Annotated in this window: 23 protein-coding genes and 1 other RNA gene; 11 read left to right on the plus strand and 13 right to left on the minus strand. The window is 65.3% G+C overall.

What is annotated here, in order from left to right; genetic code table 11:
• Positions 1 to 24: 24 nt before the first annotated feature.
• Positions 25 to 1,167: an acetylornithine deacetylase gene (argE, locus tag TZ03_RS05320; protein WP_051096260.1), complete on the minus strand. Its 1,143-nt coding sequence runs from the start codon at positions 1,165 to 1,167 to the stop codon at positions 25 to 27.
• A gap of 229 nt (positions 1,168 to 1,396) precedes the next feature.
• Here argE and TZ03_RS05325 point away from each other — a divergent pair, with 229 nt between their 5' ends.
• Positions 1,397 to 2,764: a CYTH domain-containing protein gene (locus tag TZ03_RS05325; protein WP_051096262.1), complete on the plus strand. Its 1,368-nt coding sequence runs from the start codon at positions 1,397 to 1,399 to the stop codon at positions 2,762 to 2,764.
• 103 nt (positions 2,765 to 2,867) lie between these two features.
• Here the strand turns inward: TZ03_RS05325 and TZ03_RS05330 are convergent, their stop codons facing one another.
• On the minus strand, positions 2,868 to 3,338 hold the full coding sequence (locus tag TZ03_RS05330; protein WP_051096264.1) for an Lrp/AsnC family transcriptional regulator: 471 nt from the start codon (positions 3,336 to 3,338) through the stop codon (positions 2,868 to 2,870).
• A gap of 126 nt (positions 3,339 to 3,464) precedes the next feature.
• On the opposite strand from TZ03_RS05330, the gene TZ03_RS05335 reads away from it, so the two are divergent.
• From TZ03_RS05335 to TZ03_RS05345, 3 genes are all read left to right on the plus strand, one after another.
• A complete protein-coding gene (locus tag TZ03_RS05335) occupies positions 3,465 to 3,770 on the plus strand; it encodes a hypothetical protein (protein WP_051096266.1) in 306 nt (101 codons plus the stop codon).
• Between the two features lie 204 nt (positions 3,771 to 3,974).
• On the plus strand, positions 3,975 to 5,660 hold the full coding sequence (locus TZ03_RS05340; RefSeq protein WP_051096268.1) for a GspE/PulE family protein: 1,686 nt from the start codon (positions 3,975 to 3,977) through the stop codon (positions 5,658 to 5,660).
• Positions 5,661 to 5,749: 89 nt separating this feature from the next.
• A complete protein-coding gene (locus TZ03_RS05345) occupies positions 5,750 to 6,064 on the plus strand; it encodes a DUF2388 domain-containing protein (protein ID WP_051096270.1) in 315 nt (104 codons plus the stop codon).
• 118 nt (positions 6,065 to 6,182) lie between these two features.
• On the opposite strand, the gene gcvP is transcribed toward TZ03_RS05345, so the two are convergent.
• The 10 genes from gcvP to TZ03_RS05395 all read right to left on the minus strand — a co-directional run bounded on the left by gcvP (position 6,183) and on the right by TZ03_RS05395 (position 18,717).
• Positions 6,183 to 9,056, minus strand: coding sequence for an aminomethyl-transferring glycine dehydrogenase (gcvP, locus tag TZ03_RS05350; RefSeq protein ID WP_051096273.1), 2,874 nt, complete (start codon positions 9,054 to 9,056; stop codon positions 6,183 to 6,185).
• A gap of 194 nt (positions 9,057 to 9,250) precedes the next feature.
• Positions 9,251 to 9,634 (minus strand): glycine cleavage system protein GcvH, encoded by a 384-nt coding sequence (gcvH, locus tag TZ03_RS05355; RefSeq protein WP_051096275.1) that lies wholly within the window; start codon positions 9,632 to 9,634, stop codon positions 9,251 to 9,253.
• 50 nt (positions 9,635 to 9,684) lie between these two features.
• The gene (gcvT, locus tag TZ03_RS05360) at positions 9,685 to 10,767 is read right to left on the minus strand and encodes a glycine cleavage system aminomethyltransferase GcvT (RefSeq protein WP_051096277.1); all 1,083 of its coding nucleotides are present in this window, start codon (positions 10,765 to 10,767) and stop codon (positions 9,685 to 9,687) included.
• A 137-nt stretch (positions 10,768 to 10,904) separates the two neighbouring features.
• Positions 10,905 to 12,527 (minus strand): ABC transporter permease, encoded by a 1,623-nt coding sequence (locus TZ03_RS05365; RefSeq protein ID WP_051096279.1) that lies wholly within the window; start codon positions 12,525 to 12,527, stop codon positions 10,905 to 10,907.
• Positions 12,528 to 12,690: 163 nt separating this feature from the next.
• Complete coding sequence (locus TZ03_RS05370) at positions 12,691 to 13,692, minus strand: extracellular solute-binding protein (RefSeq protein ID WP_051096281.1); 1,002 nt, start codon at positions 13,690 to 13,692, stop codon at positions 12,691 to 12,693.
• Positions 13,693 to 13,904: 212 nt separating this feature from the next.
• Positions 13,905 to 15,122, minus strand: a complete 1,218-nt coding sequence (locus tag TZ03_RS05375; RefSeq protein WP_177328437.1) for a 2-octaprenyl-3-methyl-6-methoxy-1,4-benzoquinol hydroxylase — start codon at positions 15,120 to 15,122, stop codon at positions 13,905 to 13,907.
• A gap of 9 nt (positions 15,123 to 15,131) precedes the next feature.
• Positions 15,132 to 15,614, minus strand: a complete 483-nt coding sequence (locus tag TZ03_RS05380; protein WP_051096285.1) for a DUF4442 domain-containing protein — start codon at positions 15,612 to 15,614, stop codon at positions 15,132 to 15,134.
• Positions 15,611 to 16,810 carry a 2-octaprenyl-6-methoxyphenyl hydroxylase gene (gene ubiH, locus TZ03_RS05385; protein WP_051096287.1) on the minus strand — a complete coding sequence of 400 codons (1,200 nt, stop codon included), beginning with the start codon at positions 16,808 to 16,810 and terminating at the stop codon, positions 15,611 to 15,613. The genes TZ03_RS05380 and ubiH overlap by 4 nt, the downstream gene beginning before the upstream one ends.
• Positions 16,807 to 18,141 carry a Xaa-Pro aminopeptidase gene (pepP, locus tag TZ03_RS05390; RefSeq protein WP_051096289.1) on the minus strand — a complete coding sequence of 445 codons (1,335 nt, stop codon included), beginning with the start codon at positions 18,139 to 18,141 and terminating at the stop codon, positions 16,807 to 16,809. The genes ubiH and pepP overlap by 4 nt, the downstream gene beginning before the upstream one ends.
• A gap of 21 nt (positions 18,142 to 18,162) precedes the next feature.
• Positions 18,163 to 18,717 (minus strand): YecA family protein, encoded by a 555-nt coding sequence (locus TZ03_RS05395; protein WP_051096292.1) that lies wholly within the window; start codon positions 18,715 to 18,717, stop codon positions 18,163 to 18,165.
• A 181-nt stretch (positions 18,718 to 18,898) separates the two neighbouring features.
• On the opposite strand from TZ03_RS05395, the gene TZ03_RS05400 reads away from it, so the two are divergent.
• The 4 genes from TZ03_RS05400 to TZ03_RS05410 all read left to right on the plus strand — a co-directional run bounded on the left by TZ03_RS05400 (position 18,899) and on the right by TZ03_RS05410 (position 20,285).
• Positions 18,899 to 19,081, plus strand: a complete 183-nt coding sequence (locus TZ03_RS05400; protein ID WP_051096548.1) for a TIGR02449 family protein — start codon at positions 18,899 to 18,901, stop codon at positions 19,079 to 19,081.
• Positions 19,078 to 19,398 (plus strand): cell division protein ZapA, encoded by a 321-nt coding sequence (locus tag TZ03_RS05405; protein ID WP_051096293.1) that lies wholly within the window; start codon positions 19,078 to 19,080, stop codon positions 19,396 to 19,398. The genes TZ03_RS05400 and TZ03_RS05405 overlap by 4 nt, the downstream gene beginning before the upstream one ends.
• A 17-nt stretch (positions 19,399 to 19,415) precedes the next feature.
• A non-coding RNA gene (gene ssrS / locus TZ03_RS28360) (6S RNA) lies at positions 19,416 to 19,595 on the plus strand.
• Positions 19,596 to 19,676: 81 nt separating this feature from the next.
• Positions 19,677 to 20,285 carry a 5-formyltetrahydrofolate cyclo-ligase gene (locus tag TZ03_RS05410; protein ID WP_051096295.1) on the plus strand — a complete coding sequence of 203 codons (609 nt, stop codon included), beginning with the start codon at positions 19,677 to 19,679 and terminating at the stop codon, positions 20,283 to 20,285.
• 19 nt (positions 20,286 to 20,304) lie between these two features.
• On the opposite strand, the gene TZ03_RS31210 is transcribed toward TZ03_RS05410, so the two are convergent.
• A complete protein-coding gene (locus tag TZ03_RS31210) occupies positions 20,305 to 20,457 on the minus strand; it encodes a hypothetical protein (protein ID WP_177328438.1) in 153 nt (50 codons plus the stop codon).
• Between the two features lie 179 nt (positions 20,458 to 20,636).
• Between TZ03_RS31210 and TZ03_RS05415 the strand changes: the two genes are divergently transcribed.
• From TZ03_RS05415 to rbbA, 3 genes are all read left to right on the plus strand, one after another.
• Entirely contained in the window at positions 20,637 to 21,086 is a 450-nt protein-coding gene (locus TZ03_RS05415; protein ID WP_025341054.1) for an EVE domain-containing protein, read from the plus strand.
• A 216-nt stretch (positions 21,087 to 21,302) separates the two neighbouring features.
• Positions 21,303 to 22,262 carry an HlyD family secretion protein gene (locus TZ03_RS05420; protein WP_051096297.1) on the plus strand — a complete coding sequence of 320 codons (960 nt, stop codon included), beginning with the start codon at positions 21,303 to 21,305 and terminating at the stop codon, positions 22,260 to 22,262.
• Positions 22,259 to 24,979 (plus strand): ribosome-associated ATPase/putative transporter RbbA, encoded by a 2,721-nt coding sequence (rbbA, locus tag TZ03_RS05425; RefSeq protein WP_051096299.1) that lies wholly within the window; start codon positions 22,259 to 22,261, stop codon positions 24,977 to 24,979. The genes TZ03_RS05420 and rbbA overlap by 4 nt, the downstream gene beginning before the upstream one ends.

The raw sequence follows: 24,979 nt of genomic DNA on the forward strand, positions 1-24,979 counted from the left end.
GGAACGAATCAACTCGATGGACGTTTAGTTCAGGCAGTAATGCCGGATCAGGTCACGCAATAGACGCACGGTAGGCTCGATTCGTGACATTTCAAGGTATTCGCCGGGCTGGTGGGCACAGGCGATGTCGCCGGGGCCCAGCACGATGGTCTGACAGCCCAGCTGCTGAAGATAAGGCGCTTCGGTGCCGAACGCCACCGCTTCGGCACGGTGGCCGGTCAGGCGCTCCGCCACTTGCACCAGCTCGGCATCCGCGGCCTGTTCGAACGGCGGCACTTCCGGGAACAGCGGCGCGTAGTCGATACGCACCTCGAAACGCTCTGCCACGGGCACCAGCTTGTCGCGGATAGCCGCGCGCAGCTGCTCCACATCCATGCCCGGCAACGGCCGCAGGTCGAATTCCAGGGCACACTGGCCACAGATGCGATTGGGGTTGTCGCCGCCGTGGATACAGCCGAAGTTCATGGTCGGCGTCGGCACGGTGAATTGCGGGTTGCGGTAGGTTTGCTGCCATTGCTGGCGCAGGCCCATCAGCTCGCCCATCACCGCGTGCATGGCCTCCATGGCGCTACGGCCAAGGCTTGGGTCCGAGGAATGGCCACTGCGCCCGAGGATGTCTATGCGGTCCATGAGGATGCCCTTGTGCATGCGGATCGGCCGCAGCCCGGTGGGCTCGCCGATCACCGCCGCACGCCCCAGCGGCTGGCCGGCCTCGGCCAGGGCGCGGGCGCCGGACATGGAGCTTTCTTCGTCACAGGTAGCGAGGATCAGCAGCGGCTGCTTGAAATCGTGCTCCAGCAGCGGAATGACCGCTTCGATGATCAGGGCGAAGAAGCCCTTCATGTCGCAGCTGCCCAGGCCGACCCAGCGGCCATCGGCCTCGGTCAGCTTCAGCGGGTCGCTGGTCCACAACTGTTCGTCATAAGGTACGGTGTCGCTGTGCCCGGCCAGCACCAGGCCGCCCGGGCCTGTGCCACGGCTGGCCAGCAGGTTGAACTTGCCAGGGCTGACCTGTTGGATGTCGCACTTGAAGCCAAGGTCGCCCAGCCAGCCGGCCAGCAGGTCGATGACCTGGCGGTTGGACTGGTCCAGCGCAGGCTGGGTGCAACTGACCGAAGGCGCGGCGATCAAAGCGGCGAACTGGTCTTTCAGCGTCGGCAACGGCATGCGCGTACTCCTCGGAAGCGTTGCCCATCATAGCAATGCCATTCGTTCGCAGGGCAAGAGTGTGGGCTTCTTCGCGGGCTCGCCCGCTCCCACAGGGATTTCACTGCCTTCAAGGGCTGCGCTTTACCTGTGGGAGCGGGCGAGCCCGCGAAGAAACCACCACGATCCAACAGACCACAGCCGACTCCTGTAAACTCTTTGCCAACCACGCCCCTCCTTCGAGTCTGTGATGCACAAAGAAACCGAACTCAAGCTCCGCGCCAGCCGCGAGACCCTTGCCGCCCTGCGCGAGCACCCTCTGCTGAAAAAGCGCAACAAGTCCGGCTGGCAGACCCGCGAACTGACCAACCAGTACTTCGACACCCCCGAGCGCGAGCTGTCCGCCGCGCGCGTGGCCCTGCGCCTGCGCCGCGATGGCGATGTGGTCATCCAGACCCTCAAGTGCCGCGGCCAGAGCGTAGCGGGCCTGTCCGAGCGCAACGAGTACGAGTGGAATCTGGACAAGGCCAAGCTCGACCTGAAAAAGCTCGACGCCACCTGCTGGCCCGAGCAACTGGCCGACCTGGACAAAAAGACCATCAAGCCGCTGTTCACCACCGACTTCACCCGCGAATTCGCTGAAATCGCCTGGGGCCGTGGCAAGAGCAAGGTGGTGATCGAGGCCGCGCTGGACCAGGGCTTCGTGGTCGCCGGCAAGCGCAAGGAAGAAATCTGCGAGCTGGAGCTGGAACTGCGCGAAGGTGAGCCGCAGGCACTGCTGGAACTGGCCGCCGAGCTGGCCGCCAGCCTGCCGCTGATGCCTTGCGACATCAGCAAGGCCGAGCGTGGCTACCGCCTGCTGGAGCCGGACAGCTACGAGCTGGGCCTGCCGCACACCGAGCTGGAAGCCGAAATGGCCGTGGACGACGCCTATGCCGCGCTGGCCTGGCAACTGCTGGGCAGCAGCCAGCGCCTGGCCGAACAATACCGCCACAACGGCCACTGGCGCCTGCTGCAGGACTGGGTGGAGTGCCTGAGCGAGCTGCGTGCACTGACCGCAAGCCTGGGCCAGGCCGCGCCGCGCGCGACCACCCGCGACCTGCGCAGCAGCCTCGACGCCCTGCTCGAAGACTGGCGCCCGCTGGTACAGGCCGGCAACGATGACGAAGACATCCGCCGCGCCGCCCCCGAGCAGTTCGCCGAAGAACTGGAAGACGTGCGCTGGGGCCAGTTCTCGCTGGAAACCTCGCGCTGGCTGCTGGCTCGCGCCTGGACCGCAGAGCGCAAGGGCCGTGGCGAGCGCCAGGGCAAGGCGCAGCTGGCCAGCTGGATGGCGCACCTGCTGGGCGAAGAAGGCCGTGCGTTGAAGCTACCGCTGTACACCCAGCGCCCGGAAGACCTGGCCGAGCAATTGCCGCGTATCGAGCAACTGCTGGCCTGGTTGCACCATGCCCGCCAGGTGCTGGAGGCGCCGCAGATGGACCGCCTGTACGGCGACCTGAAGAAGCTGCATGAACTGGCCGAGCAGCCGATCAGCGATGAAGTGCTGGAAGCGCGCATCGAGCAGGCTCGGGCGGTGGATCAGAGCCGCGGCTGGAAGCACCTGCTCAAGGCTTGATTCCGCGTCGCCTGCTTCGCGGGCTTGCCCGCTCCCACAGGGAACTGCGCCAGGCCTGAGACTTGCTCGGGACCTGTGGGAGCGGGCGAGCCCGCGAATAGCCTCACCGCAATAGCGGCAGGCTAGTGGTGGACTTGATCTCCGAAAGCGCCACGATCGAGTTCACTTCCTGAATCCCCGGCACGTTCGACAGCTTTTCGAAGAAGAACCGCTCATAAGCCTCGATATCCGAGGTGACGATGCGCAGCAGAAAGTCCACCGAGCCCATCAGCACGTAACACTCCAGCACCTCCGGGAACCCGCGGATCGCCTCGGTGAATTCGGTGAAGTTGGAGCGCCCGTGGGCATTGAGCTTCACCTCGGCGAAGATCTGCGTATTCAGGCCGACCTTCTTGCGATCAAGCAAGGTCACCTGGCCGCGAATCACCCCCTCCTCCTTCAAACGCTGGATGCGCCGCCAGCACGGCGATTGCGACAGCCCCACGCGCTCGGCGATCTGTGCGCTGGACAGCGAAGCGTCCTCTTGCAGCAGTTCGAGAATACGGCGGTCGTAGGCGTCCAGCTCGCTATGCATTATTCATTCTCCAAAACCACATGATTCGAATAGCTCAATTCGTAAAGACAGCGAATTCATCAAATCATAGCGAAAAAATGCCGCCGCCAACGTGCAAGAATTTCTTCCACATTCGCGGAGACCAGCATGAACGCACAGCCCCGTACCGACGCATGGGCCGCCAGCAACGCCCACAGCACCGTTAGCTATCGCCTGCAGGCCGAAGCCGAGCCCGACAGCCTGTGCCGTGTGCTCAACCTGTTTGCCCTGCAGTTCCTGACCCCACACAGTGTGCAGGTCAGCCAGCAGGATGACTGGCTGGATATCGAGGTCGGCATCGGCGGCCTGAGCTGGCACCGGGCCGAGGTGATCGCGCAGAAACTGCGTAACCTGGTGTGTGTGGGTGAGGTGAGCCTGAGCAACCTGCAGCGGGTGGAGCTGGCGGTTGTGTAAGCATTTACCGGCCCTATCGCCGGCAAGCCGGCTCCCACAGGATCACCACAGGCTCGAACATCGCGCTGTACCTGTGGGAGCTGGCTTGCCGGCGATAGGGCCCGTACAGGCTCGGCAAAATCCCGAAACCCTTGATCCGCATTGACCCTCCCCCGTCCGGCTAGCCTTGATCAGCACTCCCCCCATCAGGCACGGACGCCAATCATGCATACCCCCGACAACCCGGCACTCGACCTCAAGCGTGTGCTCCAGGCCCTGCTCGTCGACCAGCACCTGCACGCCAACGACACCCTGCATGTGCTAGAGCACGCCGCCACCCGCCCCACCTGCCACCCACTGGAGCAGATCGCTGCCTGTGGCCTGGAAAGCCGCCAGCATCCCGGCCAAGCTCTGGACCTGGACCACCTCTGCCAATGGCTGGCCGGCAAGGTCGGCCAACCCTACCTGCGCATCGACCCGATGCAACTCGACATGCCCCAGGTCGCTGGCCTGATATCACCCGCCTTCGCCCAGCGCCACGGTATCCTCATCGTCGCCGCCGACCCTTCCGAGGTCACCGTCGCCAGCGCCCAGCCCTACCAGGATGACTGGCAGGCAGACCTGGCCCGCAGCCTAGGTCGGCCGATCCGCCGCGTGCTGGCCAGCCCGCTGCAGATCCGCCAGTCCGGGCAGTCGTTCTACCGCCTGGCCCAGTCGGTAAAGGGGGCGCAGTACCAGCAGTCGGCCAGCCTGGGCGAACTCGAGCAACTGCTGGAACTGGGCAAGCGCCACGCCGAGGCCAACGCCAACGATGCGCACATCGTGCACATCGTCGACTGGTTGCTGCAGTACGCCATCGAGCAGCGCGCCAGCGATATCCACCTGGAACCACGCCGTGAGCAGGGCCAGTTGCGCTACCGCATCGACGGCCTGCTGCACACGGTCTACGCCTTCCCCGCCGGGGTGACCCTGGCACTGGTCAGCCGCCTGAAGCACCTGGGGCGCATGGACGTCGCGGAAAAGCGCCGCCCGCAGGATGGCCGGCTGCAAAGCCGCCTGCCAAATGGCGGCGAGGTGGAATTGCGCCTGTCCACCCTGCCGACGCCGTTCGGCGAAAAGCTGGTACTGCGCCTGTTCGACCCGCAACAGCTACAAGAGGGCTTCGACCGCCTCGGCCTGGACGGGCCACAACTGGCCCATTGGCAAGGCCTGCTGCGTCAGCGCCAGGGCATCATCCTGGTGACCGGCCCCACCGGCTCCGGCAAGACCAGCACGCTGTACGCCAGCCTCAAGCTGTTGGCCACGCCGCAGGTCAACCTGTGCACCATCGAAGACCCGATCGAACGCCTGGAGCCGGCCTTCAACCAGTTGCAGGTCCAACCAGCCCTGGACCTGGGTTTTGCCAACGCTGTGCGGGCCATGCTGCGCCAGGACCCGGACATCATCATGATCGGCGAAATACGCGACCGGGAAACCGCCCTGGTGGCGGTGCAGGCGGCCCTGACCGGGCACCTGGTGCTGTCGACCCTGCATACCAACGACGCCTGCTCCGCAATCACTCGCCTGCAGGAACTGGGTGTGGCCGACTACCTGATCAAGGCCACGCTGGCCGGGGTCATGGCCCAGCGCCTGGTACGCACACTGTGCGCGGACTGCCAGGGCTGTGCAGCAGCTGCCAGCGGCCAGCCATGCCGCACCTGTCGTGGCACCGGGTTCCATGGCCGTACAGGGCTGTTCGAGCTGCTGGTACCCAGCGACAGCCTGCGCGCCCAGATAGGCCCGGGCAGCGACCTGGCCAGCCTGCGACGCCAGGCACTGGCCGATGGCCTGCTCGACCTGCGCAGTTGCGGGGAGGCCAAAGTGGCTTGCGGACAGACCCGCCCAGAGGAGGTGCTGCGGGCCTGTTCCTGAGCAAAAATCCTTTGTATTCAAGGAACTTGAAGCCGCGAAGCAGGATCAAACCACGCATCTTCAACCCTCACCCGTCGAGGTTTTTCATCATGCGTCGCAAAACCGCCATCGCCGCCGCTGCCTTGCTTTCGCTGCCCATCGGCTCGGCCATGGCCGATACCTTCTGGCGTAACGTGATCTCTTCGGGTGCCACCACGGCCTCGACCTACCTGACCTCGCGGGATCACAAACTGGTGATGGCGGCGCAGGATGACGCTGGCAGCTTCGTGGCCAGCGAAGGTGCGATCCGCGGGCCGTTCCTGGAAGCGGCGATTCGTCAGGCCCGTGCGGAAAACCCAGGCATGCAGGCTTCCGACATGGAACTGGCCAATGCCATCCTGGCCAAGAATGCGGTAGCCGAATAACCGCGTCGCCTGTTTCGCGGGCTCGCCCGCTCCCACAGGTATTGCACAAGATTCAAGCCTTGTGCAATACCTGTGGGAGCGGGCAAGCCCGCGAAGAATCCAACACCAACCTCCAGCCCTACCGATAAGCCTCCACCGGCACACACGCACAGAACAGGTTCCTGTCCCCATACACGTTGTCGACCCGGTTCACCGCCGGCCAGTACTTGTGCTGGCGCACGTGAGCGCTGGGCGCTACCGCCTGCTCCAGGCTGTACGGCCTGTCCCACGCCCCCAGCACATCGGCCAGGGTATGCGGCGCATGCTTGAGCGGGTTGTTCTCCGCTGGCCAGTTACCCTCCTGCACTTCGCCAATTTCCGCCCGAATCGCCAGCATCGCCTCGACGAACCGGTCCAGCTCGGCCTTCGACTCACTCTCGGTCGGCTCGACCATCAGCGTGCCCGGCACCGGGAATGACATGGTCGGGGCGTGGAAGCCATAGTCCATCAGGCGCTTGGCCACATCCTCTTCGCTGATGCCGGTCAGCGCCTTGAGCGGCCGCAGGTCGAGGATGCATTCGTGGGCCACCCGCTGGTTGCGCCCGCGGTAGAGCACCGGGAAGGCCGCGCCCAGCTGGCTCGCCAGGTAGTTGGCCGAGAGGATCGCCACCTCGCTGGCATCGGCCAGTTGCGGCCCCATCATGGCGATGTACATCCAGCTGATCGGCAAGATGCTCGCACTGCCCCACGGCGCGGCGCTGACCGCGCTGATGTTCGGGTCCAGGCCGGGTACCGGCACCACCGGGTGGCTGGCGACAAAGGGCTTGAGGTGGGCGCGAATGCCGATCGGCCCCATGCCGGGGCCGCCACCTCCATGGGGGATGCAGAAGGTCTTGTGCAGGTTCATGTGCGACACATCGGCGCCGATGTCCGCTGGGCGCGCCAGCCCCACCTGGGCATTGAGGTTGGCGCCATCCATGTACACCTGGCCACCGTGCTGGTGGACCACTTCGCAGATTTCGCGAATCCCCTCTTCGTATACGCCGTGGGTCGACGGGTAGGTGACCATCAGGCACGACAGACGGTCCCCGGCCGCGTGGGCCTTGGCCTTGAGGTCGACCAGGTCGACGTTGCCGTCGTCATCGCAATCGACGATCACCACCTCCATGCCAGCCATTTGCGCCGACGCCGGGTTGGTGCCATGGGCCGACGACGGGATCAGGCACAGCGTGCGTTGTGGCTGGTGGCGGCTGCGGTGGTAGCGGGTAATGGCCATCAGGCCGGCGTATTCCCCCTGGGCACCAGAGTTGGGCTGCATGCAGATGGCGTCGAAACCAGTGATCGCGCACAGCCACTTTTCCAGTTCGTCGATCATCGCCTTGTAGCCCGTGGTTTGGGATGCCGGGGCAAACGGGTGCAGCAGGGCAAAGCCAGGCCAGGTGATGGGGATCATTTCGCTGCTGGCGTTGAGCTTCATGGTGCAGGAGCCCAGAGGGATCATCGACTGGTTCAGGGCCAGGTCCTTGTTCTCCAGCTGCTTGAGGTAGCGCAGCATCTCGGTTTCGCTGTGGTGCAGGTTGAACACCGGGTGGGCGAGGAACGGCGTGCGCCGTACCAGGCTGGCGGGGATGCCTTCGGGCAGGGCCAATTGGTCGAGCGCGGCGATATCCAGGCCGTGGTCCACCCCCAGGAAAATGTCCAGCAGGCGCAGCACTGTCTGCTCGTTGCAGGTTTCATCCAGGCTCACGCCCAAGTGCCCACGGCCAAGGATGCGCAAGTTGATCTGCGCGGCTTCGGCGCTTTCGATGATGGCTGCCTGGGCACCGCCGACCTCCAGGGTAAGGGTGTCGAAGAAATGCTGGTTGAGGCGTTTGATGCCTTTGGCCTCGAGGCCGGCGGCCAGGATGAAGGTCAGCCGGTGCACGCGCTGGGCGATGCGCTGCAGGCCTTCCGGGCCGTGGTACACCGCGTAGAAGCCGGCAATGTTGGCTAGCAGCACCTGGGCCGTGCAGATGTTGGAGTTGGCCTTCTCGCGGCGGATATGCTGCTCGCGGGTCTGCAGGGCCATGCGTAATGCGCTGTTGCCACGGGCATCGCGCGACACCCCGATGATGCGCCCCGGCATGGCCCGCTTGTAGTCGTCGCGGCAGGCGAAATAGGCCGCGTGTGGGCCACCGTAGCCCATTGGCACGCCAAAGCGCTGGGTCGAACCCAGTACCACATCGGCGCCCAGTTCCCCGGGTGGCGCCAGCACCACCAGGCTGAGCAGGTCGACGGCCACGCAGGCCAGGGCGTGCTGGCTGTGCAACTGGTCGATCAGCGGGCGCAGGTCGCGCACCTCGCCGTGGGTGTCGGGGTACTGCAGCAAGGCCCCGAACACGGCGTGCTGACCCAGGTTATCCACAGAGTCGACGATCAACTCGAAGCCAAAGCCCTCGGCTCGGGTCTTCAGCACCGACAGGGTTTGCGGGTGGCAATGTTCGTCGGCGAAGAAGGCGTTGCTCTTGTTGCGCGCCACCCGCTTGGCCAGGGCCATGGCCTCAGCGGCGGCGGTGGCTTCGTCGAGCAGCGAGGCATTGGCCAGGGCCAGCCCAGTGAGGTCGATGACCATCTGCTGGAAGTTCAGCAACGCCTCCAGACGGCCCTGGGCGATTTCAGGCTGATACGGCGTATAGGCAGTGTACCAACCGGGGTTTTCCAGCACATTGCGCAGGATGACCGTGGGCGTGATGGTGCCGTGGTAACCCATGCCGATCAGGCTGGTCCACACCTGGTTCTGCCCGGCGTAACCCGCGAGCTTGGCCAGCGCGGCCTGTTCGTCCAGTGCCGGCGGCAGGTCGAGGGGGCGATTGAGGCGGATATCGGGTGGTACGGTCTGCTCTATCAGCTCGCTGCGGCTGGCGACGCCCAGCGCATTGAGCATGGCCTGCTGCTCTGTGGCATCGGGGCCCAGGTGGCGACGCAGGAATGGGTTGAGCTCTTGCAATTGATGCAGGGATGGCGACTGGGACATGACGACGCTCTCTTCCTGGAACAGCTCTCATGGAGACTTACAAGTCTAGGAAGGGATTGCCGATTGTGCGGGGAAACTTGTTTGGTCAGTACCGGCCCTATCGCCGGCAAGCCAGCTCCCACAGGTCAACCACAAGCCCTGAGGCGCGCGCTATCTCTGTGGGAGCTGGCTTGCCGGCGATGAGGCCTGAAGCCTTATTCGCCGATAGCGGCTTGGTAACCGGCAGCATCCAGCAGCTTGTCCAGTTCGGCCTTGTCGCTTGGCTTGAGCTTGAAGATCCACGCCCCATAAGGCTCTTCGTTGAGCAGTTCCGGGCTGTCGGCCAGCTCTTCGTTGACCGCGATCACTTCGCCAGCGACCGGGGCGTAGATGTCCGAAGCAGCCTTGACCGACTCGACCACACCGGCAGCATCGCCAGCGGCGAACACCTTGCCGACTTCGGCCAACTCGACGAACACCACATCACCCAGGGCTTGCTGGGCGTGGTCGCTGATGCCCACGGTCACGCTGCCGTCGGCTTCCAGGCGAGCCCACTCATGGCTTTCGGCAAAACGCAGGTCGGCGGGGATATTGCTCATGTCTTGAATTCCTCGATTGGCTCAGCGGTACGCCCGCCGGTTGGTAGTGTTCAGATCAGGATCTTGCCGTGGCGCACGAAGGTCGGTTTGACCACCCGCACCGGGTACCACTTGCCGCGAATTTCCACCTCGGCCCGGTCACCAGTGGCCATGGGTACGCGCGCCAGGGCAATAGACTTGCTCAGCGTAGGCGAGAAACTACCACTGGTGATCTCCCCTTCGCCAATGCCGGCCACACGAACCACCTGGTGGGCACGCAGCACGCCGCGCTCCTCCAGCACCAGGCCGACCAGTTTTTCCTGCACGCCGCGCTCGATTTCCGCCAGCAGGCCGGCGCGGCCGATGAAATCGCGCTCGGCCGGCTCCCAGGCAATGCTCCAACCCAGGTTGGAGGTGAGCGGGGTGTGGTCTTCGTCGATGTCCTGGCCGTACAGGTTCATGCCGGCCTCCAGGCGCAGGGTATCGCGGGCGCCAAGGCCACTGGGGGCAATGCCAGCGCCGACCAGGTCGTTGAAGAAGGCCACGGCCTGCTCGCCCGGGAAGATGATTTCCAGGCCGTCTTCACCGGTATAACCGGTGCGGGCAATGAACCAGTCGCCTTCGGCAACCCCTTCGAACGGGCGCAGCTCGCGGATCAGCGCGGCGCGCGCAGGGCTGAGCAGGGCCGCGACCTTTTCGCGGGCATGCGGCCCCTGGATGGCGAGGATGGCCAGGTCCGGGCGGACCTGAAAGTCCACGGCAAAACCGGCGCGCTGCCGTTGCAGCCAGTCGAGCACCTTGGCCCGCGTGGCAGCGTTGGTGACCAGCCGGTAGCCGCTTTCGGTGCGGTAGACGATCAGGTCGTCGATCACACCGCCTGCTTCGGTGAGCAATGGGCTGTACAGCGCCTTGCCGGTATCGTCCAGGCGGGCCACATCGTTGGCCAGCAGGCGCTGCAGCCAGGCGCTGGCGTCGCGGCCATCGACATCGATCACGGTCATGTGGGAAACATCGAACACCCCACAATCGCTACGCACCTGATGGTGCTCCTCGACCTGCGAGCCATAGTGCAGGGGCATGTCCCAGCCACCGAAATCGACCGTTTTGGCGCCGAGCGCCAGGTGTAGGTCATACAAAAGCGTGCGCTGTCCCATGGGTTTCTCCTTCCGGGCGTGGCGAAGCGGCGGCGGTCGATGACGTTGGGTCTTCAGCTTTTCTTATCAGCTCTTATCGCTTACACCCGCCGCGCGAATGCCGCGCATTGTAGCCGCAAGGGCGCAAGCTGGCACCCTCAGTGACTGTGACCGGGCCGACGCGCCGAACGGCGAATCAGGCCGATGACCGGCAGCAAGCCCACCAGCACCAGGGTCAGCGCCGGCAGCGAGGCGCGCGCCCACTCGCCCTCGCTGGTCATCTCGAACACCCGTACCGCCAAGGTGTCCCAGCCAAACGGTCGCATCAGCAAGGTGGCCGGCATTTCCTTGAGCACGTCGACGAACACCAGCAGGGCGGCGCTAAGGGCACCGGGCACCAGCAGCGGGAGATACACCTTGAAAAACAATCTGCCGCCACCGACGCCCAGGCTGCGGGACGCCTCGGGCAGTGATGGGCGGATACGCTCCAGGCTGCTTTCCAGCGGCCCGTAGGCCACCGCGATGAAGCGCACCAGGTAGGCCAGCAGCAAGGCGGCAAGGCTACCCAGCAGCAGCGGTTTGCCCGCCCCGCCCAGCCAGCTGGACAGCGGGATGACCAGATGGTTATCGAGGTAACTGAAAGCCAGCATGATCGACACCGCCAGTACCGAGCCGGGCAAGGCATAGCCCAGATTGGCCAGGCCGACCCCGGCGTTGATAGCACCGGTCGGCGCCTGGCGCCGGGCAAAGGCCAGCAGCAGCGCCACGCATACCGTGACCAGCGCCGCCAGACCGCCCAGGTACAGGGTGTGCAGCACCAGGCCGACATAGCGTTCGTCCAGGTCGTGCCGGCCGCGCTGCCAGAACCACACCAGCAGTTGCAGCAGCGGGATGACGAAGGCGCAGGCGAACACCAGCAGGCACCAGCCACTGGCCAGCAGTGCCTTGGCCCCACGCAGGTGGTACAGCGCCTGCCCTCGCGGCCGTTCGTTGCCGCTGCGGCTGGCGCCCCGGGCGCGGCGCTCGCCGTACAGCACCAGCATCACCGCCAGCAGCAGCAGGCTGGCCAGCTGGGCCGCACTGGACAGGCTGAAGAAGCCGTACCAGGTCTTGTAGATGGCCGTGGTGAAGGTGTCGAAGTTGAACACCGCCACCGCGCCGAAGTCGGCCAGGGTTTCCATCAAGGCCAAGGCGATGCCGGCGCCGATCGCCGGCCGTGCCATCGGCAGGGCCACGCGCCAGAATGCCTGCAGGGGTGACAAGCCCAGCACTCGCGCCGCCTCCATCAGGCCCTTGCCCTGGGCCAGGAAAGCCGTGCGCGCCAGCAGGTAGACATAGGGGTAGAACACCAGCACCAGGACGATGATCACCCCACCGGTGGAACGCACCCGTGGCAGGCGCATCGGCCCGAACACCTCGCGCAGGGCACTTTGCACGGGGCCAGCGAAGTCCAGCAGGCCGACGAAGACGAATGCCAGCACGTAGGCAGGGATGGCGAACGGCAACATCAGTGCCCAGTCCAGCCAGCGCCGGCCGGGGAACTCGCAGAGGCTGGTGAGCCAGGCCAGGCTGACGCCCAGTACAGTGACGCCGATGCCCACACCCACCACCAGCGTCAGGGTGTTGCCGAGCAGGCGGCTCATCTGGGTGTCGAGCAGGTGCGACCAGATCTGCAGGTCGATCGACTGCCAGGACAGCAGCAGCACGCTAAGGGGCAGCAGCACCAGGGCGGCGATCAGGGATACCGGGAAGTACCAGCGGCGTTGGGGGGTGTGGGGCAAGTTGAATGTCTCTGTGGCTGGTTTGCGACCGCTTTGCGGTCGTTCGCGGGCTCGCCCGCTCCCACAGGGACCGCACAACTCTCAAGGGCAGTGGAGATCCTGTGGGAGCGGGCATGCCCGCGAAGAGGCCTTTGCAGGCCTGCGCAAGGATAAAGCCTGGCGCTTAGTTCCAGCCAGCCCGATCCATCAGGCGAATGGCTTCAGCCTGACGCTTGCCGGCAATTTCCACGGCGATGCTGTCTGCCTTGAAGCTGCCCCACGCCGCCACTTCGTCCGATGGCTTGACCTTCGGGTTGGCCGGGAACTCCTGGTTGATGTCGGCGAACAGCTTCTGCGCTTCCTCGCCAGTCATCCATTCCACCAGCTTTTTCGCAGCCTCCGGGTGTGGCGCATGCTTGGTCAGGCCAATACCCGACAGGTTGACGTGCACACCGCGGTCACCCTGGTTGGGCCAGAAGATCTTCACCGGCAGCTGAGGGTTCTGCTTGTGCAGGCGGCCGTAGTAGTAAGTGTTGACCACGCCCACGTCGCACTGCCCGGCCTCGATGGCCTGGATCACCGAGTTATCGTCGGAGAACACGTCGGTGGACAGGTTGTTGACCCAGCCTTTGACGATTTGCTCGGTCTTGGCCTCGCCGTGGGTCTCGATCAGGGTGGCGGTCAGTGACTGGTTGTACACCTTCTTCGCCGTACGCAGGCACAAGCGGCCTTCCCACTGCTTGTCGGCCAGGGCTTCGTAGGTGCTCAACTCTTCAGGCTTGACCCGCTCGGTGGAGTAGATGATGGTGCGGGCACGCAGGCTCAGGCCGGTCCAGTCATGCGACGAAGCGCGGTACTGCGGCGGGATGTTCTGGTCGATGACTTCGGACTTGATCGGCTGCAGGATCCCCATCTGTTCGGCCTGCCACAGGTTGCCGGCATCGACGGTCAGCAGCAGGTCGGCCACGCCGTTGTCGCCCTCGGCCTTGATGCGCTGCATCAGCGGGGCTTCCTTGTCGGTGATGAACTTGATCTTGACGCCGGTCTTGGCGGTATAGGCATCGAACACGGGCTTGATCAGCTCGTCGATGCGCGAGGAGTACACCACCACTTCGTCCGCCGCCTGGGCGGTGCCGCCGAACAGGGTCAGGGCCAGGGCGGCCAGTAGGGGCTTGCGTGGCAACATGGGAAGCACTCCTCGGATCGTATGAGAAGTGCAAATGGTAGTGAATCCCATTTTCTGGCTCATCTACAGAGCCGTTACCGGATGTTGCAGAGGGATAACAACTGAAAGGCTCCTGTGGGAGCGGGCATGCCCGCGAACACCGGCAAAGCCGGTGCCATACACCGCGTCGCCTGTTTCGCGGGCATGCCCGCTCCCACCGGATTTCTGCAAGCTCAGGCCTTCGCGAGATCCGGCAGATCCCCGGAAAGCCCCAACGCCTGGCGCACGAACACAGCCTTGGCCTCGGGCATCTGCTCCACCAGCTTCAAGCCACTGTTACGCAACCAGCGCAACGGCAGCGGGTTGGCCTGGAACAACCGCTCGAACCCCTCCATCGCCGCCATCAGCGCCAGGTTGTGGGGCATGCGCCGTCGCTCGTAACGGCTTAGCACCTTCACATCCGCCAGCCGCTCACCACGCTCGCAGGCATTGACCAGCACCTCGGCCAGCACCGCCGCATCGAGGAAGCCCAGGTTCACGCCCTGCCCGGCCAGCGGGTGAATGGTGTGCGCGGCATCGCCGATCAACGCCAGGCCTTCATCCACATAGCGCTTGGCGTGGCGCTGGCGCAGCGGCACGCATACCCGTGGGTCGGCCTGCAGAACGTGGCCCAGGCACCCCTCGAAGGCCCGCTCCAGGGCCTGCAGGAACGCCGCATCATCCAACGCCATCAATTGCTCGGCATGCTCCGGCGTAGTCGACCAGACGATCGAACACCAATCCTGCTGGCCATCACGCGTCAATGGCAGGAAGGCCAATGGCCCTTCATCGGTGAAGCGCTGCCAGGCGGTGGCCTGGTGCCCGGCACTGCAGCGCACGCTGGTGACGATGGCATGGTGCAGGTAATCCCACTCGCGGGTTTCGCAACCGGCCAAGCGCCGCACTGCCGAGTTGGCGCCGTCGGCGGCAATCACCAGCGGCGCGCGCAGTTGCCGGCCATCGGCCAGGGTCAGCAGCCATTCGTCGCCGGAGCGGCGCAGCTGCTCCAGGCGCGCGTTGGGCAGCAGGCCGATGTCACTGTCGTGCAGGCGCTCCAGCAGGCCGTCCTGCACCACCCGGTTCTCGACGATATGGCCAAGCACCTGGGCATGCACGCTGGAAGCCGAAAAATGAATCTGCCCGGTGCCGCTGCCATCCCACACGTGCATGTCCGAATACGGCGTGGCACGCCGCTGGGCAATGCCGTCCCAGGCGCCAAGGCGCTCGAGGATGCGCTGGCTGGCCGCCGAAAGCGCGCTGACACGCGGCTCGAACGGTGCCTGTGCATCGAACGGCTTGACCGTCAGCGGGCCACCGTCGAGCAGCAGGATTTGCAAGCCGCTGTGGCGCAACGCCAGGGCCAGGGCGCTGCCGACCATACCGGCACCGACAATCAACAGATCTGCGCGCATTTCCATGCCTTACGCCAGCCTCGCTTGCGGCTTGAGCCGCACGTATAGGGTTTTATCGACCCGCGCCACCAGCTCACCGGCGCCATCGCGGATATCGACCTGCAAACGCGGCAGGCACTTCTTGCCGGTGGCGGTCTGCTGGCGGATTTCGTCCAGCAACGCGTCATCGACGTGGAACTCGGCGTACACCGGGCCTTTGCCCGGCGAGATGAAGTCGATGCTGGCAGCCTTGTCCCAGACGATGTAGTCGCGCCCCAACTGTTCGATCAGCAGCAGCATGTAGAACGGGTCGACCATCGCATACAGGCTGCCACCGAACTGGGTACCGACGTAGTTGCGGTTCCAGCGGGTCAGTTTCATCGCCACCTTGACGCTGCGCAGGTCCGGGCTGATGTGCTGCACACGGATACCAGCACCCAGGTACGGCGGGTAAAGGTTCAACATCCAGCGCAGCATGCGCGCCCGGCGCGCCAGTTTACCTGGGTTGCTCATGCCTGGCCCCGCGGATCGGGACGGGTGCCCAGGCCCATGGCCTGGCGGGCGAACCAGCTTTTCGCCGGTGGCAGCAAGTCGAGCCCGAGCAGGCCGAGGTTGCGCCCCGCGGCCAGCAACGGCTGGCTGCTGCCGAACAGGCGCGTGACCTGGTCGGAAAAGCCGATGGTCAGGGCCTGGTCCAGGCGCTGGCGCTGGTGATAGGCCTGCAGCGTGCTCAGGTCGCCAGGCTGCTGCGGGCCGGCCAGCAGCGCCTCGGCCAACGCCTGCACGTCACGCAGCGACAGGTTGAAGCCCTGGCCGGCGATCGGGTGCAGGCTGTGCGCGGCGTTGCCCAGCACCACCAGGTGCGGCCGCACCTGCTCCTGGGCTTCGATCAATGACAGTGGGTAGAGGTGCCGTACCCCGACCTGGCGCAAGGCGCCCAGGCGGTAACCGAACACGCCCTGCAGCTCACGCAGGAAGCTGCGCTCGTCGATGTCGGCCAGGCGCCGTGCATCCATGCCCTGGCGGGTCCAGACCAGCGCACAGCGGTTTTCTGGCAGCGGCAGCAGGGCCATGGGGCCTTCTTCGGTGAAACGTTCGAAGGCCTGGCCGCCATGGGCCTCGCCCGGGGTGATATTGGCGATCAACGCGCTCTGTTCGTATGGCGTTTGGCGCACGTGGATGCCCAACTGCTCGCGCAGGCCAGAACGGCCGCCATCGGCCAGTACCGCCAGGTCGCATTCCAGCTGGGTATCATCGTTCAGCAACAGGCGGTAGCCGCCTTCGACCGCCTGCATCGAGGTCACTTCCGCCGGGCAGCGCCAGCTCACCACCTCGCTGTCCAGCCCTTGCCACAGGCACTGGCCCAGCCAGGCGTTTTCCACCACATAGCCCAGCGCCGGCACACCTTCTTCCAGAGCATCCAGGCGGGTAGCGCCGAAGCGGCCACGGTCGGACACGTGAATCTGCAGGATCGGCTCGGCGCGGTGGCTGATGGTCTGCCACAAGCCCAGATGCTGGTAGATCTGCTGGGTGCCGAACGACAGCGCCGAAGAGCGCGCATCGTAGCTGGGCTGGAAGCTGTCGCCGGGGGCGAACGGCTCTATCAGCAGGATTTTCCAGCCACGCGCCTTGGCCCCGGCCTGCAGGGCCAGGGCCAAGCTCGCCCCCACCAGGCCACCACCGATGATCGCCAGGTTCACCCGGTTCATGCCGCGTCCTTGCGGGCGGCCTGCATCAGCGCCTCGATCTCGGCGACCGTGCGCGGCACGCCGGAAGTCAGGATTTCACAACCTTGCCTGGTGACTACCACGTCGTCCTCGATCCTTACCCCAATGCCGCGCCATTTCTTGGCCACGGCCTGATTGTCGGCGCCTATGTAGATGCCCGGTTCGACGGTCAGCGCCATGCCGGGCTCCAGCACCCGCCACTCGCCACCCACCTTGTAGTCGCCCACGTCATGCACATCCATGCCCAGCCAGTGCCCGGCACGGTGCATGTAGAAGGCTCGATAGGCCTCGCTGTCGATCAGCGCCTGCACCTCACCGCTCAGCAAGCCAAGTTCCACCAGGCCCTCGGTGATGACCCGCACGGTCGCCTCGTGGGCGTGGTTCCAGTGCTTGCCGGGGGCGATTTCGGCAAACGCCGCCGCCTGGGCCTTGAGCACCAGCTCGTAGATGAGCTTCTGCTCGGGCGAAAAACGCCCGCTGACCGGGAAGGTGCGGGTGATGTCGCTGGCGTAGCAGTCGATTTCGCAGCCGGCGTCGATCAGCACCAGGTCGCCATCCTTGAGCGGGGCATCGTTTTGCTGGTAGTGCAGGATGCAACCATTGCGCCCGGCCGCGACGATCGAGCCGTAGGCCGGCATCTTCGCCCCGCCCTTGCGGAATTCGTAGTCCAGCTCGGCTTCCAGGCTGTACTCGTGCAACCCGGCCCGGCAGGCCTGCATGGCCCGCACATGGGCCCGCGCGGAAATATCCGCAGCAGCGCGCATCACCTTCACTTCCGCCGCCGATTTATACAGGCGCATGTCGTGCAGCAGATGATCCAGCGCAACGAACTCGTTCGGCGGCTGGGCACCCAGGCGCGCCTTGGAGCGGATCACGTTGATCCAGTCCATCAACCGGCGATCGAACTCGGGGTTGCTGCCCATGGCGCTGTAGACACGCTCGCGGCCTTCGATCAGGCCCGGCAGGATCTCGTCGATATCGGTGATGGGGAAGGCATCGTCGGCACCGAAATCGCGTACCGCGCCTTCCTGGCCAGCCCGCAGCCCGTCCCACAGCTCGCGCTCGGGGTTGCGTTCACGGCAGAACAGCACGTATTCGCCATGTTCACGCCCTGGGATCAGCGCGATCACCGCCTCCGGCTCGGGGAAGCCGCTGAGGTACTGGAAGTCGCTGTCCTGGCGGTACACGTGCTCGACGTCGCGGTTGCGGATGGCAACCGCGGCAGCGGGCAGGATGGCGATGCTGTTGGGGACCATCTGCGCCATCAGCGCCTTGCGCCGACGGGCATACTCGGCCTTGGGAATGTGGCTCATGGGCAGACTACCCCTGGTTGATCAGTGCAGCGATGGCTTGGGCGCGGGGGCGGCCGGCTTGGCCAGCTCGGAGAACAGCAGCAGGGGCGCCACACGCAGGTATTCCATGACTTCCATGTAGTCGCTCTCGCCGTCCTCGGACTCTTCGAGAGCTTCCTGGACCTGGGAAATGGCCACCAGGTCCTGCAGCACTTCCTTGGCTTCGATGGACAGCTCCTTGCCGCCGGCGTTCAGGCCGAAACCGGTGATGAACCCCTGGCACCACTGACCCAGCGCGGTGGCGCGGTCGCTCAGCGCGGCGTCGTCGGTAGGCAGCAGCAGGACGATCGCCATGTCGTCGCTGGTGAGCTCGCCCTTGACCATTTCCTGCAGGCCGACCAAGGCGTTGCGCACGCTGTCACCAGGCTCGGTTTCCAGCAACTGGGCGGCATCGGCCAGCCAGCCTTCGGCGTCGAAGCCGGCACCGGCGCAACTGCGGCCGATCAGCAGGCCGTGCAGTTCGGCCGGGGTGACAGGATGGCCATTGCTCGAGAGCAGCATGGCGAAGGCGATGTAGGGCGATTGGGTATTGGGCATGGGCAGCTAGGCGCCAGACGGCGCAATGACTAGAATGGAGACCTTGTATCCTAGCACCGGCAGGCGCGCCAAGACCATCGGCACTGGCCGTCCCGGCACAGGGAGAGGCATCATCGCCAGGTGACTCAACGACGGAGCGAATCGAGTGCAACCCACGCAAGAGAACGACCTGCAGGCACTGATGAGCCGATTCGAGTTGCTGATCGAACGCATCGAGCAACTAAAACGGCAAAATGCACTCCTAATAGCTCAGGAAAAATCCTGGCGCGAAGAGCGCGCCCACCTCATCGAAAAGAACGAGATCGCCAGGCGCAAGGTCGAGTCGATGATTTTACGCCTCAAGGCTCTGGAGCAAGACTCATGAGTTCAAGCAATAGCGTCACCGTGCAGATCCTCGACAAGGAGTACTCGATCATCTGCCCACCGGAAGAGCGCAACAACCTGGTCAGCGCCGCGCGCTACCTGGACGGCAAGATGCGCGAGATCCGCAGCAGCGGCAAGGTGATCGGCGCCGACCGCATCGCGGTCATGGCCGCCTTGAACATCACCCACGAGATGCTGCACCGCCAGGAAGACCGCAGCGATGCCCCGGCAACCGGCACCACCCGCGAACAGGTGCGCGACCTGCTGGAACGGGTCGATCAGGCATTGTCCGACGATGCGGATACCAAAATCGGCTGAGATTGGTATACTGGCGCCACTCCCTGGGGGATGCGCCAGTCGGTTATGTCCCTGAGCCGATACGCACAACCACGGGGGTTGCACGCTGGGGCCGGTGTGCATGTCCGCCCGACGGAAAGCCTTAACGCCCCCTGCAATCTCCACCTTGAACTTTCGGGTTCAAGGGCTACACCGATAGCGGTCTTATCGGGGAGCCTGAATGCTCTTGCCCGCCTCTTCCGGCGGGCAATTCGTCTTGGCCGACAGCGTCGGCCAGCACACCTGGGATCGCCCGTGCCATGACCGACACCGCGCCGCTCACCCGCCCCCAGCTCCGTCGCCTGCTCCGCAATGCCCGCCGCGCCCTCACCCCTGCCCAGCAGCGCCAGGCTGCCGTTGGCCTGTACCGCCAGTTGGCGCAACACCCGCTGTTCCGCCGTGCCCGGCACATTGCCCTGTACCTGCCCAACGATGGCGAGATCGACCCTTACCTGCTGCTGCGCGAAGCCCAGCGCCGTGGCAAGCGCACCTACCTGCCGGTGCTGCACGCCTGGCCACGCACGCGCATGGTGTTCCAGCGTTTCGAGCATGGCGAGAAGCTCAAGCCCAACCGTTTCCGTATTCCCGAGCCGGTCACCGAGCGCAAGCGCCAGCGCCCGATCTGGTCGCTGGACCTGATCCTGCTACCGCTGGTCGGTTTCGACGAAGTGGGTGGGCGCCTGGGGATGGGCGGTGGCTTCTATGATCGCAGCCTGGCCTACCAGGCGCGTCGGCAGACCTGGAAGAAGCCTTTGCTGCTGGGCCTGGCGCATGAATGCCAGAAGGTCGAGCGGCTGGCGCAGGCCAGTTGGGATGTACCGCTACAGGGAACGGTCTCGGACCGCGACTGGTACCTGGCGCCGCGTTGAGCGGCGCCGGCGGGGAGCATCAACGTTGTGGCTGGCTGGCGTCGACCGGCATCTGATAGGCGTTGTCCAGCTTGCGCTCCCAGAACCCTTGCGCATAACCGGTAGTGACCACACCCAGGCCAAAAATGAACACCAGGACCCACAGCAGATCCGGCTTTTTACGTTGATTCATCGAAGATTGCCCCCCAGGCAAACTGTTCAGTGCTCGGCGATTTTCTGGGTATCGCCGGAGCGTCGCGCTTTAAACGGGGCGCATTTTCCGACAACCTGCGTCTGCACGCAAACCTTGACGTCAACCGGCTGTCGGTTTCGTGCAATAGGTTATTTCAAACCTTTTCAGGAGCAGCATCCATGGCCTACTGGCTGATGAAATCCGAGCCCGACGAGCTCTCCATCGAAGCCCTCGGCCGCCTGGGCGAAGCGCGCTGGGACGGCGTGCGCAACTACCAGGCGCGTAATTTCCTGCGGGCCATGAGCGTTGGCGACGAGTTCTTCTTCTACCACTCCAGCTGCCCGCAACCGGGCATCGCCGGCATTGCCAGGATCACCCGCGCGGCCTACCCCGACCCGACCGCGCTGGACCCGCAAAGCCATTACTACGATGCCAAGGCCACGGCCGACAAGAACCCGTGGAGCGCGGTGGATGTGGCCCATGTGCAAACCCTGCCGCGGGTACTGGAACTGGGCTGGCTGAAACAGCAGGCCGGCCTGGCCGAGCTGCCGCTGGTGCAGAAAGGCAGCCGCCTGTCGGTGATGCCGGTGACGCCCGAACAATGGGCGGTGATTGTCGCGTTGCGTTGAAACTGCGGCTAAGGTCAGAGTTTGCTTAGCGGCTCGGTCCCTGTAGGAGCGGCTTTAGCCGCGAACACCGGCACCGCCGGTGCCATCCACGGCGGTGTCTGCTTCGCGGGTAAACCCGCTCCCACAGGGACCGTGAGGGCCTTTTGACCGATATCAACACACCCCACATGGCCGCAAGCCATGATGTGCTGTGCATGACCGCAAGGATGCAGAACGATGAACCGATACGCTCCCAGAATCTTCGCCACCGCACTGATCGCCCTGCTCGCTGCAGCCGGTGGGCTGGGGTACTGGAAGTCGCTCCACGACCAGTTGCCCGAAGGCCTGAGCATGGGCAACGGCCGCCTCGAAGCCACCGAAGTGCAGATCGCCAGCAAAATCCCCGGCCGCCTGGCCGAAGTGCTGGTCGACGAAGGTGACAAGGTAACCCGCGGCCAACTCCTGGCACGTATCGACACCCGCACCATGGAAGCCCAGCGTAGCCAGGCCGAAGCCGAAGTGCTGCGCGCCCGGGAAAACTACGCGGCCGCCCAGGCCAGCGTGCAACTGCGCCAAAGCGAACTGCTGCTGGCCAGCCAGGAGCTCAAGCGCGTGCGCGAGATCTTCCAGCGCAAGTACGCCAGCCAGCAACTGCTCGACCAGCAGCAGGCGCGTTTCGACACGGCCAACGCCGCTGTGGTCGCCGCCCGCGCTCAACTGGCGGCGATCAAGGCCGCCATCGGTGCCGCCGAGGCCCAGGTGGCGCAGCTCACCAGTGAAATCGACGACAGCAGCCTGCGCGCGCCGATCGACGGCATCATCCAGCTGCGCCTGGCCGAGCCCGGCGAAGTATTGGGTGCTGGCGGCCGCGTGCTGATGCTGATCGACCCGAGCGATCAGTACATGAATCTCTACCTGCCGGCCTCCACCAGCGGCCAGCTGACCGTGGGCGACCAGGCCCGTATCGTGCTCGACGCCCTGCCCGAGCGGGCACTGCCGGCCAAGGTGGCGTTTGTCGCGGCCAAGGCCCAGTTCACCCCAAAGCAGGTGGAAACCCGCGACGAACGGCAGAAGCTGGTGTTCCGCGTCAAACTGCGCCTGAGCGACCCCGATGCCGTGCCGCAGGCCAAACCAGGCATGCCCGGTGCCGGCTATGTACGCACGGCTGAAGTGGACTGGCCGGCCAACCTGCAATGAACGCCCCGGCACTGCTGGCCGAGGGTATCAGCCACCGCTATGGCGACCTGACGGCCCTGCACACCCTTGGTTTCAGCCTGCCGGCGGGCACCCGCTGCGCGCTGATCGGCCCGGATGGGGCTGGCAAATCGACCCTGCTGGGGCTGATCGCTGGCGTCAAACGCCTGCAACAGGGCGAACTACAGGTGCTGGGTGGCTCGATCCGCCAGCGCCGGCATCGCGCGGCGCTTTACCCGAAAGTGGCGTTCATGCCGCAGGGGCTGGGCAACAACCTGTACCCGGAACTGTCGATCAGCGAGAACATCCGCTTTTTCGCCACCCTGTTCGGCCTGGGCCGGCGCGAGTGCGAGCAACGCATGGCCAACCTGCTGCAGGCCACCGACCTGCAGCGCTTTGCCGAACGCCCGGCCGGCAAGCTGTCGGGCGGCATGAAGCAGAAGCTGGGCCTGTGCTGCGCGCTGATCCACGAGCCGGACCTGCTGATCCTCGACGAACCCACCACCGGGGTCGACCCTCTGTCGCGGCGGCGCTTCTGGGAACTGGTCGGACAGGTCCGCGCGCAGCGCCCGCAACTGACCCTGCTGGTGGCCACCGCCTACATGGAAGAAGCCGAACAGTTCGAGCATTGCCTGATGCTCGATGGCGGCCGCCTGCTCGCTGCCGGCCCCAGCCACGAGCTGGCCGCAGTCACCTCCAGTGGCAAGCTGGACGACGCCTTCACCCACTACCAGGGTGCGGGCAAGGCGCAACACCCATCACTCATCATCCCGCCGCGCCCGGCCACTGACGGCCCGGTCGCCATCGAGGCCCACGACCTGACCCTGCGCTTTGGCGACTTTACCGCGGTGAACAAGGTCAGTTTCGCCATTGGCCGCGGGGAGATCTTCGGTTTCCTCGGCTCCAACGGCTGCGGCAAGACCACCACCATGAAAGTGCTCACCGGCCTGATGCCGGCCAGCGAGGGCAGCGCCAGCTTGCTGGGCCGCCCGGTGGACGCCAGCGACCTGGCCACGCGCAAGCGGGTCGGGTTCATGTCGCAGAGCTTCTCCCTGTATGGCGAACTCAGCACCCGGCAGAACCTGGCCTTGCACGCGCGCCTGTTCGACCTGCCCAAGGCCGAGAGCGCCCAGCGCATTGATGAACTGATCGAACGCTTCGACCTCGGCGGTATCGCCGAGCAACCGTCCGCCGCCCTGCCCCTTGGCCTGCGCCAGCGCCTGTCGCTGGCGGTCGCGGTGCTGCACCGTCCCGAAGTGTTGATCCTCGACGAGCCGACCTCCGGCGTGGACCCGGCCGCCCGGGACGACTTCTGGCGCCTGCTGGTGGAGCTGTCACGCGAACAGGGCGTGACCATCTTCCTCTCCACCCACTTCATGAACGAAGCCCAACGCTGCGACCGCATCTCGCTGATGCATGCCGGCCGGGTACTGGCCTGCGACACACCGGCTGCGCTGCAACGCCAGTACCAGGGCGACACCCTGGAAGACGCGTTCGTGCGCTGCCTGGAGCAAGCCCAGGAACTGGCCCCGCAAGCCACTGACCACAGTGTGCTGGAGCAGGCGGCCACACCCACGCCGCCCCTGCGCCGGGGCTTCAGCCTGCGCCGCCTGCTGGCCGTGGCCAGCCGCGAGGGCAAGGAGCTGCTGCGTGACAAGGTGCGCCTGGCCTTCGCCCTGCTGGGCGCGGTGTTCATGATGGTGATCTTCGGCTACGGCATTTCGCTGGATGTGGAAAACCTCGCCTTCGCCGTGCACGACCAGGACCAGAGCCCGCAGAGCCGGGCCTACCTCGAAGCCTTCCGCGGCTCACGCTATTTCGCCGAACAGGCGCCGATCCGCGATAGCCGTGAGCTGCACCAGCGCCTGCAGCGCTCGGAAATCAAACTGGCGCTGGAGATTCCGCCCGGGTTTGGCCGCGACCTGTATGCCGGGCGCCAACCGGTGGTGGCGGCCTGGCTCGACGGCGGCATGCCGTTCCGCGCAGAAACCAGCCGCAACTACGTGGAAGCGGTACACCAGGCCAACCTCGAACAACTGGCTGCGGCCAGCCAGCAGCCGCAGCCGCGCCAGGACCTGGTGCGCCTGGAAACCCGTTTTCGCTACAACCAGGACGTGGTCAGCGTGAATGCCATCGGCCCGGGGGTAATGGCGCTGATCCTGGCCTTCATACCGGCCATGCTCACCGCCCTGGGCATCGTCCGCGAGAAAGAGCTCGGCTCTATCACCAACTTCTACGCCACGCCCCTTACCCGCCTGGAGTTCCTGCTCGGCAAGCAGATGCCGTACCTGGCCGTGAGCCTGGTCAACCTGGCGTTGCTGGTGGCGATGAACCGCTGGCTGTTCGCCGTACCGCTCAAGGGCAGCGTGCTGGCCCTGGCCTGTGGCGGCGTCGCGTACCTGCTGGCGACCACCAGCCTGGGTTTGCTGATCTCGGCCTTCACCCGCACCCAGATCGCCGCCATCCTCGGCACCATGATCATCACCAGCCTGCCGACCATCCAGTTTTCCGGGCTGATCGTGCCGCGCTCGTCGCTGGACGGCGCAGCGGCGGTGATGGGCCAGTTGTTCCCGGCGGGCTATTTCCTCGATATCGCGGTCGGCACCTTCACCAAGGCACTGGGCCTGCGCGAGCTGTGGCCGCAGTGCCTGATCCTGCTGAGCTTCTTTGCCGTGTTCACCGGCCTGAGCCTGGCCATGCTGAAGAAGCAGGAGGCCTGA

Source organism: Pseudomonas sp. 10-1B (assembly GCF_000935045.1).
GTDB lineage: Bacteria > Pseudomonadota > Gammaproteobacteria > Pseudomonadales > Pseudomonadaceae > Aquipseudomonas.